This window comes from Flavobacterium xanthum (assembly GCF_900142695.1).
Lineage (GTDB): Bacteria > Bacteroidota > Bacteroidia > Flavobacteriales > Flavobacteriaceae > Flavobacterium > Flavobacterium xanthum.
This window is the reverse complement of sequence record NZ_FRBU01000077.1, coordinates 1-4866: the sequence shown is the minus strand read 5'-3', so window position 1 is coordinate 4866 and position 4866 is coordinate 1. Positions and strand designations below refer to the sequence as shown.

General features: G+C 47.6%; 2 tRNA genes and 2 rRNA genes. All 4 read right to left on the bottom strand.

What is annotated here, in order from left to right:
* Nucleotide 1 precedes the first annotated feature (1 nt).
* Nucleotides 2-2889, bottom strand: a 23S ribosomal RNA gene (locus tag BUC11_RS16295).
* Nucleotides 2890-3077: 188 nt separating this feature from the next.
* A tRNA-Ala gene (locus BUC11_RS16290) sits at nucleotides 3078-3151 on the bottom strand.
* Between the two features lie 109 nt (nucleotides 3152-3260).
* Nucleotides 3261-3334 (bottom strand) — tRNA-Ile (locus BUC11_RS16285).
* 215 nt (nucleotides 3335-3549) lie between these two features.
* A 16S ribosomal RNA gene (locus BUC11_RS16280) occupies nucleotides 3550-4866 on the bottom strand; the annotation flags it as partial.

The window sequence follows — 4866 nt, the reverse complement described above, 5'->3', positions numbered from 1 at the left end:
CGTACATAAGCTTACGGGTTATTAGTACTACTCGACTATGACATTACTGCCTTTACATCTATAGCCTATCAACGTAGTCATCTCCTACGACCCTTAAAAGAAATCTCATCTTGTGGTGGGTTTCGCGCTTATATGCTTTCAGCGCTTATCCCTTCCAAACGTAGCTACTCTGCGATGCCACTGGCGTGACAACAGATACACTAGAGGTTTGTCCAATTCGGTCCTCTCGTACTAGAATCAGATCCACTCAAATTTCTTGCGCCCACAGTAGATAGAGACCGAACTGTCTCACGACGTTCTGAACCCAGCTCGCGTGCCACTTTAATGGGCGAACAGCCCAACCCTTGGGACCTTCTCCAGCCCCAGGATGTGACGAGCCGACATCGAGGTGCCAAACCCCCCCGTCGATATGAGCTCTTGGGGGAGATCAGCCTGTTATCCCCGGCGTACCTTTTATCCTTTGAGCGATGGCCCTTCCATGCGGAACCACCGGATCACTATGCTCTACTTTCGTACCTGATCGACCTGTATGTCTCTCAGTCAAGCTCCCTTATGCCATTGCACTCTACGCACGGTTACCAAGCGTACTGAGGGAACCTTTAGAAGCCTCCGTTACTCTTTTGGAGGCGACCACCCCAGTCAAACTACCCACCAAGCAATGTCCCCCGCATAGCGGGGTTAGGCCTCAGATAAACAAAGGGTTGTATTTCAACAATGACTCCACAACGCCTAGCGACGCCACTTCACAGTCTCCAACCTATCCTACACATCATTTATCCAAGGTCAATACTAAGCTATAGTAAAGGTGCACAGGGTCTTTTCGTCCCACTGCGGGTAAGCGGCATCTTCACCGCTACTACAATTTCACCGAGCTCATGGCTGAGACAGTGTCCAGATCGTTACACCATTCGTGCAGGTCGGAACTTACCCGACAAGGAATTTCGCTACCTTAGGACCGTTATAGTTACGGCCGCCGTTTACTGGGGCTTCATTTCAATGCTTCTCCGAAGATAACATCTCCACTTAACCTTCCAGCACCGGGCAGGTGTCAGGCCCTATACTTCATCTTACGATTTTGCAGAGCCCTGTGTTTTTGATAAACAGTCGCCTGGACCTCTTCACTGCGGCCACGCCGTAAAGCGTGGCGACCCTTCTCCCGAAGTTACGGGTCTATTTTGCCTAATTCCTTAGCCATGAATCTCTCGAGCACCTTAGGATTCTCTCCTCGACTACCTGTGTCGGTTTGCGGTACGGGTACTTATTACCTGAAGTTTAGAGGTTTTTCTTGGAAGCCCTTAGGCGCACTATCTCTTCTACCGAAGTATCCGAGTACTATCGTATTTCCCCAAAACCCGTGGATTTGCCTGCGGGTCTTATAGGTAGGTACTTCAACGAACTATTCCGTCAGTTCGCGGCGCTTTCATCACTCCGTCACCCCATCACAGTAATAACTAGTACGGGAATATTAACCCGTTGTCCATCGACTGTCCCTTTCGGGTTCGCCTTAGGTCCCGACTAACCCACAGCTGATTAGCATAGCTGTGGAAACCTTAGTCTTTCGGTGTGCGGGTTTCTCGCCCGCATTATCGTTACTTATGCCTACATTTTCTTTTCTAACCAGTCCAGCAACCCTTACGAATCACCTTCAACCCTGTTAGAATGCTCCCCTACCACTGCGTAAATAAATACGCAATCCATAGCTTCGGTAATATACTTATGCCCGATTATTATCCATGCTCGTCCGCTCGACTAGTGAGCTGTTACGCACTCTTTAAATGAATGGCTGCTTCCAAGCCAACATCCTAGCTGTCTGGGCAGACAAACCTCGTTCTTTCAACTTAGTATATATTTGGGGACCTTAGCTGATGGTCTGGGTTCTTTCCCTCTCGGACTTGGACCTTAGCACCCAAGCCCTCACTGTTAGTGAACATTATATAGCATTCGGAGTTTGTCAGGAATTGGTAGGCGGTGAAGCCCCCGCATCCAATCAGTAGCTCTACCTCTATATAACTTTATAACTAACGCTGCACCTAAATGCATTTCGGGGAGTACGAGCTATTTCCGAGTTTGATTGGCCTTTCACCCCTACCCACAGGTCATCCGAAGACTTTTCAACGTCAACCGGTTCGGTCCTCCACTATGTGTTACCACAGCTTCAACCTGCCCATGGGTAGATCACACGGTTTCGCGTCTAACACTACTGACTAAAGCGCCCTATTCAGACTCGCTTTCGCTACGGATCCGTGGCTTAACCACTTATCCTTGCCAGCAACGTTAACTCGTAGGCTCATTATGCAAAAGGCACGCCGTCACCCCACGAAGGGGCTCCGACCGCTTGTAAGCGTATGGTTTCAGGATCTATTTCACTCCGTTATTCACGGTTCTTTTCACCTTTCCCTCACGGTACTGGTTCACTATCGGTCTCTCAGGAGTATTTAGCCTTAGCGGATGGTCCCGCCAAATTCAGACAGGATTTCTCGTGTCCCGCCCTACTCAGGATACCACTATCTATTATACTCATTACTTATACAGGGCTATCACCTTCTTTGGCTCTACTTTCCAGTAGATTCTAATTCTTTGTACATAAAATGTCGTGGTCCTACAACCCCAACATTGCCGTAACAACATTGGTTTGGGCTAATCCGCGTTCGCTCGCCACTACTTACGGAATCACTTTTGTTTTCTTCTCCTCCGCCTACTTAGATGTTTCAGTTCAGCGGGTTTGCCCACCTATCGGTGTACTATGTCTTCAACATAGTGGGTTGCCCCATTCAGGTATCTACGGATCGTATCGTGTGTGCCAATCCCCGTAGCTTTTCGCAGCTTATCACGCCTTTCATCGCCTCTGAGAGCCAAGGCATCCCCCATACGCCCTTATTTTGCTTATTGTACCAATCATTCATTTAAGAATGACCGTTTCTTTACTTGTCTAATGATAAACAAGTAAATATGCTTTCTACTTTTTATTATTTTCTTATCTCAATATGTCAATGAACTTTTTTCTAGTATTCAGTTTTCAGCTTTTTAGTATTCAGTTACCTGATCACTTCTCTTCTGTGGACTGACCACTCGAATAGTGGAGAATAACGGAGTCGAACCGTTGACCTCCTGCGTGCAAGGCAGGCGCTCTAGCCAGCTGAGCTAATCCCCCAATACAGTTGGCAGTGCTTCAGTATTCAGTTTTCAGTAACTTTACTTTACATCCAAATGAGTTGTGAATTGCTAACTCTAGATTCTTCTTTTTTTTTTAAGTTTGATAGTTGTCTCGGACAGACTCGAACTGTCGACCCCTACATTATCAGTGTAATACTCTAACCAGCTGAGCTACGAGACATGGTGATCTCTGACTGCTGATTCTTGATTAACGATTTTTTATGCTTTCACATCTTAAATCACAAATCTCATATCGCCAATCTTAAATCGTTATCTTTAACTTAAATTGTATTATTTGAACTAACAGCAAGAGTAATAAAATGTCTTTATTTGTTTCCAATGCGAATTTTCGTCTTCTTTCCCTAGCGTGTATTGCTACTAACACTAAGGCTCTAGAAAGGAGGTGTTCCAGCCGCACCTTCCGGTACGGCTACCTTGTTACGACTTAGCCCTAGTTACCAGTTTTACCCTAGGCAGCTCCTTGCGGTCACCGACTTCAGGCACCCCCAGCTTCCATGGCTTGACGGGCGGTGTGTACAAGGCCCGGGAACGTATTCACCGGATCATGGCTGATATCCGATTACTAGCGATTCCAGCTTCACGGAGTCGAGTTGCAGACTCCGATCCGAACTGTGACCGGTTTTATAGATTCGCTCCTGGTCGCCCAGTGGCTGCTCTCTGTACCGGCCATTGTAGCACGTGTGTAGCCCAAGGCGTAAGGGCCGTGATGATTTGACGTCATCCCCACCTTCCTCACAGTTTGCACTGGCAGTCTTGTTAGAGTTCCCGACTTGACTCGCTGGCAACTAACAACAGGGGTTGCGCTCGTTATAGGACTTAACCTGACACCTCACGGCACGAGCTGACGACAACCATGCAGCACCTTGTAAATTGTCTTGCGAAAAGTCTGTTTCCAAACCGGTCAATCTACATTTAAGCCTTGGTAAGGTTCCTCGCGTATCATCGAATTAAACCACATGCTCCACCGCTTGTGCGGGCCCCCGTCAATTCCTTTGAGTTTCATTCTTGCGAACGTACTCCCCAGGTGGGATACTTATCACTTTCGCTTAGCCACTGAACTTGCGCCCAACAGCTAGTATCCATCGTTTACGGCGTGGACTACCAGGGTATCTAATCCTGTTCGCTACCCACGCTTTCGTCCATCAGCGTCAATATATTAGTAGTAACCTGCCTTCGCAATTGGTATTCCATGTAATCTCTAAGCATTTCACCGCTACACTACATATTCTAGTTACTTCCTAATAATTCAAGTCAGACAGTATCAATGGCCGTTCCACCGTTGAGCGATGGGCTTTCACCACTGACTTATCTGACCGCCTACGGACCCTTTAAACCCAATGATTCCGGATAACGCTTGGATCCTCCGTATTACCGCGGCTGCTGGCACGGAGTTAGCCGATCCTTATTCTTACAGTACCGTCAAGGTTCTACACGTAGAACTGTTTCTTCCTGTATAAAAGCAGTTTACAATCCATAGGACCGTCATCCTGCACGCGGCATGGCTGGATCAGGCTTGCGCCCATTGTCCAATATTCCTCACTGCTGCCTCCCGTAGGAGTCTGGTCCGTGTCTCAGTACCAGTGTGGGGGATCTCCCTCTCAGGACCCCTACCCATCGTTGTCTTGGTAAGCCGTTACCTTACCAACTAACTAATGGGACGCATGCTCATCTTTCACCGATAAATCTTTAATA